Raw genomic sequence first — 5,657 nt, forward strand, 5'->3', positions numbered from 1 at the left:
CATTGATGTCGCCTGATGCACCGCCATCGCCAGCAAGCCGGCTCCTACAAGGATCGCGCTGAATTTTCGGCCATCATCCGATCCATTATCAGAGGTACAGCAATGAGCAAGGTCGAACACAACCCCGCCGGACAACTGATACAAGAACAGGCGCCGATCCGCCTGCTGGACAGCGAGGCTCAAGCCATCGCCGTGGCCAGGGACATCGCCCGGGAGATTGCCGAAATTGCCGCCGACGCCAGTCAAAACGGCCAACTGCCACGGCGTCAGGCGCAGCTGTTGTCGGAGAGCGGCTTGACCGCCATTGGCGTGCCCAAGGCGTTTGGCGGCCTCGGCGCCTCGGTGGAAACCATCGTCGAAACCGTGCGAATCATTTCAGTCGCCGACGGCGGCGTCGGTCAGTTGCTGCAAATCCACAACGTCATGCTGCGAGGGATTTTTACCGGATACTCCGACGAGATTCGCGACCGACTGGTTCGCGATGTATTGGCCGGCAAGCGTTTCGGCAATGCCCTGGCGGAAGTCGGCGGCAAGAATAAATTCGCCCTCAAGACCCGCGTCGAACGCCGCGCCGACGGCAAGTTGATCCTCAATGGCAGCAAGTTTTACTCCACCGGCTCTTACCTGGCCGAGTGGATTTCCCTGACCGCCGCCAGTGATGACGGCGGTGCCGGGGTGCTGCTCAATCGCAACACACCGGGCCTGACGCTGGTGGATGACTGGGAAGCGTTCGGCCAGAAAAACTCGGTCAGCGGCACAGTGATTTTCGACAACATCGAACTCGACGAAGGTTTTGTCTCCCAGCGCAAAGGGCCGATGAAACGCACTGGGTTGACCTTCCCGCAGATCCTTCATGCGGCCATCGATACCGGCATTGCCGAAGGTGCGCTGTCGGCTGCGGTGGACTACCTGAATCACAATGCGCGGCCGTGGGTGGAAAGCGGCGTCGATCACGCCAATCAGGAGCCGCACATCATCAAGCAGATCGGCGAATACGCCGTGGCCCTGCGCGGCGCGCAATCGCTGCTGCGCGACGCGGCGCGGGTATTCGATCAGCACGAACTGGACCCGGACAACAAGGAACTGCAGGACGAGCTGATTCTGTCGGTGGCCACCGCCCGCGCCCACTCCGACGCGGCGTCGCTGAAAATATCCAGCGACATTTTCTCCCTGCTTGGCGCCAGTTCCTCACTGAGCAAATGGAACCTCGACCGTTTCTGGCGCAACGCAAGGGTCCACACCACCCACGACCCGATCCGCTGGCGCTTGCACCACGTCGGCAACTACTACCTCAACGGCGTCGACCCCGGCGAATACACCGCGATCCTCAACGCCAAGGAAAAACAGGGAGCGACCAGCCCCGGACGGTGATCCCCCAGACGCCGCCTCCCCTTGTAGGAGCGAGGCTTGCCCGCGAAGGCGCCCTAAAGCCCTATGCAAAACCCAAAGGCCCCATCGCCAGCAAGCCGGCTCCTACAGGTTCGGCGTTCCACCTGAACAAATGCGAAACCCTGTAGGAGCGGAGCTTGCCCGCGAAGGCGCCCTAAAGCCCCATGCAAAATCCCAAGGCCCCATCGCCAGCAAGCCGGCTCCTACAGGTTCGGCGTTCCACCTGAACAAATGCAAAACCCTGTAGGAGCGAGGCTTGCCCGCGAAGGCGCCCTAAAGCCCCATGCAAAATCCCAAGGCCCCATCGCCGGCAAGCCGGCTCCTACAGGGTCGAGATCGTGTCCGCACACCACACAGAGCTTTTTCATGATCGAAAAACATCCTCTCTTGCGCAGCCTGGCGATTTACCGGGAGATGCCCTGGCGCTTCGCCCTGGTGGCGGCGTTGTACATCGCGGTGAACCTCGGGCTGGTCTGGCAGCAATGGCTGATCGGCCACGCCGTCAACGACGTCAGCGCCGGCCGCGCGGTTGTCCGGCAAGCCGATGGCAGTCTCGACGCCAGCCTCGGCTGGTACTGGTTGTGGCTGATGCTCGCCGTGGCGTTCGGCCGTGGCGTGTTGCAATACGCCGCCAGCGTACTGTCGCTGGTGCTCAGCCAGGAACTGCTGACGCGCCTGCGCGAGCGCATCCTGCAGCAGGTGCAAACCCTGCACCTGAGTTATCACTGGCAGCACGGCATGGGCGAAATGATCACCCGCACCACCCGCGATGCCGACAAGGTGCGCGATGCGCTGATCAGTTTCTGGCGCCAGGTGGTGGAAACCCCGCTGGTGGTGCTGGCCACCGTCGGCCTGTTGAGCTGGTACAACCCGCTGCTGGGGTTGGTGCCGCTGCTGCTGACAGTGTTCGGCCTGTGGATTTTCGTGCGCCAGACCGAGCGTCTGGTCAGCCTCGACCGCGCCGTCGGCGAGGCCTACGACCGGGTCAATCAGGACCTCAGCGAAGGCATCGGCGGCGTGCGGGTGATCAAATCGTTTGGCCTGGAACACAGCCGCATCCAGCGTTTCGCCGGGCAGGTGGCGGTGTTCGCCGAGCACGCCCGCCAGGCCCTCGCCTATTCCAGTTCGCGGATTCCGCTGCCTCAAGCGGTCGTCGCACTGGGGCATGTGTGGATCCTGGTGTACGGTGCGCACCTGGTGGCCACCGCGCAATTGGGTATCGGTGAACTGGTGACCTCACTGCTGATCGCCACCACCCTGGTGTTCCGCATCGAAGGCATTGGCCGGGTGATGCAGACCTTCGCCGACGCACGCTCCAGCGCCGAAAGGATCTGGCAACTGCTGGACGAGCCTGCGGCGATCCGCAGCGGCAACGCGACCCTGCCCGACACGCCGCTGGGGCTGAAACTGGAACACGTCAACGTCAGCGCACCGGGTGGCGGCCTGGACATTCTTCATGACTGCTCACTGACCGTGCAGCCCGGCGAAATCGTCGCGCTCGTCGGCGCCACCGGCACTGGCAAAAGTCTATTGGCAAGCCTGCTGCCACGCCTCAGCGACATCAGTTCCGGGCGCCTGCTGATCGGTTCGGACAGCGCCGGCTGGCAAGACATTCGCCAGTTGAACCTCGACGAATTGCGGCGCCGGGTGCACGTGGTGCCACAGGAAAGCTTCCTGTTTTCCGACACCCTCGCGGCCAACCTGCGCCTGACCGCACCCGACGCCAGTGATCAACAACTGCGTCACGGTTTGCGCCTGGCCGCCGCCGAAGACGTGCTGGAACGCCTGCCGCACGGCCTGGCCACGCCGCTGGGGGATCGCGGCGTGACCTTGTCCGGCGGCCAGCGCCAGCGTCTGAGCCTGGCTCGCGCGCTGCTTGGCGAGCCGGACATTCTGTGCCTGGACGACGCCACCAGCGCGCTGGATGCGATCAGTGAACGCCAGGTACTCAACAACATTCGCCAGTTGCGCCGCGATCAGGGCCGGGCCACCACGTTGCTGGTGATCTCCAGCAAGCTCTCGACCATCCTCCTGGCGGACCGCGTGCTGATGCTGCAGGACGGCAAAATCGCCGCCAACGGCACCCACGAAGCATTACTCAAAACCCATCCGGACTACCGCGACCTGCTAGGGATCGACCATGGCTAACCCAATCGCCGGCAAGGCCTTGAGCGATATCGAAATCGAAGAAATGCTCGCCCGCAAGGCCCTCGACCGCAGCATGTTCAGCCGGCTGTTGCCGCTGCTGAAACCGATTCGCCGGCACATTGTCGGCGTCATCGGCATTGAACTGCTGCTGGTGTTCACGGTGTTTCTGCGGCCGTGGTTTGTCCGTGAGTTGCTCGACCGTGGGCTGATTCAACAGAACGATCACTGGCTGCTCGACGAACGCCTGGTGCTGTGGCTCGGCCTCGGATTGGCGGCCAGTTGGCTCGGGCGTTTCCTGCTCGCCGGTGTCTCGCAGTTTGTCGCAGGCAGCGCGGCGATCCGTGTGCTCAATGACTTGCGGGTGCGCGTATTTGCCCATGTGCAGAGCTTGAGTGTCAGCTACTTCGACCGGACCAAGGCCGGGCGGATCATTTCTCGCGCCGACCGCGATGTCGACGCCCTCGAACCGCTGCTGATTCAGGGCCCGCCCGAACTGCTGGGCGCGCTGCTGCGCTGTGGCCTGGCTTCGGTGATGCTGTGGCGGATCGACCCGCGATTCTTTCTCAGCCTCGCCGCCACGGTGCCGTTGCTGGTGTTGGCGACCTGGAGTTTCAAACGCATTTCCCAACGTAACTGGGCCAAGGTCACGGAAAACCGCAGCCGTTTCACCGCGCATCTGGTGGAGAGCGTCAGCGGCGCGCGCATGTTGCAACAATGCGCCCAGCAAGCGCCCAACTTGCGGCGCTATCGCGGCTTGCTGGATGATTTCAATCAGGCGCTGATTCGCGGCAGCCTGCGATCCAGCTGGTTTGCACCGTTCACCGCGCTGCTCAGCTCCGCCGGCATGGCGGTGCTATTGCTGGTGGGCGCCTATGGTCTGGCGCAGGCGGATGTCACCGTGGGCCAGGTCGCGGAAAGCCTGTTTTATGTGTTCCTGTTTCTCGGGCCGTTACAGGAACTGTCGGACTTGTTCGAGCGTTACGCCACCGGTTCGGCCTCGGCGCAGCGGATCTTTTTGCTGCTCGACACGCGCCCGGAGATCAGCGACAGCACCACCCCGCAACGCCTGGGCAAGGCCCGCGGCGAAGTCAGTTTTGAACGGGTGCGGTTTGCCTACGATGCCGGCAATTCTTCACCGGTGATCAATGACCTCGACCTGCAGATTCCGGCCGGCGAAGTGCTGGCGATCGTCGGCCCCTCGGGCCATGGCAAGAGCACGCTGGTGCAGTTGCTGACGCGTTTTTACGAGGTGCAGTCGGGGGCGGTGAAGCTCGATGGCGTTGATATCCGCGACCTCACCCAGCATGAACTGCGGCGCAACGTCGGCGTGGTGCTGCAGGACAATGTGCTGTTCAGCGGCAGCATCCTCGACAACCTGCGCCTCGCCGCGCCCCAGGCGGACGATGCCCGGCTGATTGATGCTGCCCGGGAGCTGGGAGCGGACGAAGTGCTGGAACGCCTGCCGCATCAGTACCAGACAGAAGTCGGGCCGCTGGGCGGGCACTTGAGCCACGGCCAGCGGCAACTGGTGTGCCTGGTGCGCGCCTATCTCGCGGACCCGGCGGTGCTGGTGCTGGACGAAGCGACTTCGGCGGTCGACATCCACACCGAGCGGCGCATTCAGCGCGCGTTCCGCCGACTGTGCGAGGGCCGCACCGCGATCATCATCGCCCACCGCCTGGCAACCATACGCGACGCCGACCGAATTGCAGTGATCCGTCATGGCCGCCTGGTCGAACAAGGGCCGCACAGCCAATTGATCGACCAGGGTGGCGCCTATGCGGCGTTGTACCAGACCTATCTGCGCAGCGCCGAAGCGGGTGCGTCGATTGACGATATCGTCGCCACATCGCCGGCGTAACGAAAACCGCAATCGCTTGTAGGAGCCGGCTTGCTGGCGATGCGGATTGCGCGGTGTGTCAGGCAGGCCGCCATCGCTGGCAGGCCAGCTCCCACAGGGGATTGGCGTCGTACACGAAACCTGTAGGAGCCGGCTTGCTGGCGATGGCGGTCTGCAAAACACCGCAAAACCCACCTGCTGCACCCCGAACAACCATTGCTGACAGACTGCTGCTACAGCAGCACCTCCCACCGCCGACACCGTTTCTCCCCCCGTCATC

At 63.6% G+C, this 5,657-nt stretch carries 3 protein-coding genes; all 3 read left to right on the forward strand.

Going from position 1 to position 5,657, the window contains the following annotated elements; genetic code table 11:
- The first annotated feature begins 102 nt into the window (after window positions 1-102).
- Window positions 103-1,371: an acyl-CoA dehydrogenase family protein gene (locus KGA82_RS26070; RefSeq protein WP_008029144.1), complete on the forward strand. Its 1,269-nt coding sequence runs from the start codon at window positions 103-105 to the stop codon at window positions 1,369-1,371.
- A gap of 384 nt (window positions 1,372-1,755) precedes the next feature.
- Window positions 1,756-3,537, forward strand: a complete 1,782-nt coding sequence (locus KGA82_RS26075; RefSeq protein WP_223453090.1) for an ABC transporter ATP-binding protein — start codon at window positions 1,756-1,758, stop codon at window positions 3,535-3,537.
- Window positions 3,530-5,398, forward strand: coding sequence for an ABC transporter ATP-binding protein (locus KGA82_RS26080; RefSeq protein WP_223453091.1), 1,869 nt, complete (start codon window positions 3,530-3,532; stop codon window positions 5,396-5,398). Before KGA82_RS26075 ends, KGA82_RS26080 begins: the two co-directional genes overlap by 8 nt.
- The last annotated feature ends 259 nt before the right edge of the window (window positions 5,399-5,657 follow it).

The organism is Pseudomonas sp. BF-RE-22 (genome assembly GCF_019956155.1).
GTDB lineage: Bacteria > Pseudomonadota > Gammaproteobacteria > Pseudomonadales > Pseudomonadaceae > Aquipseudomonas > Aquipseudomonas migulae.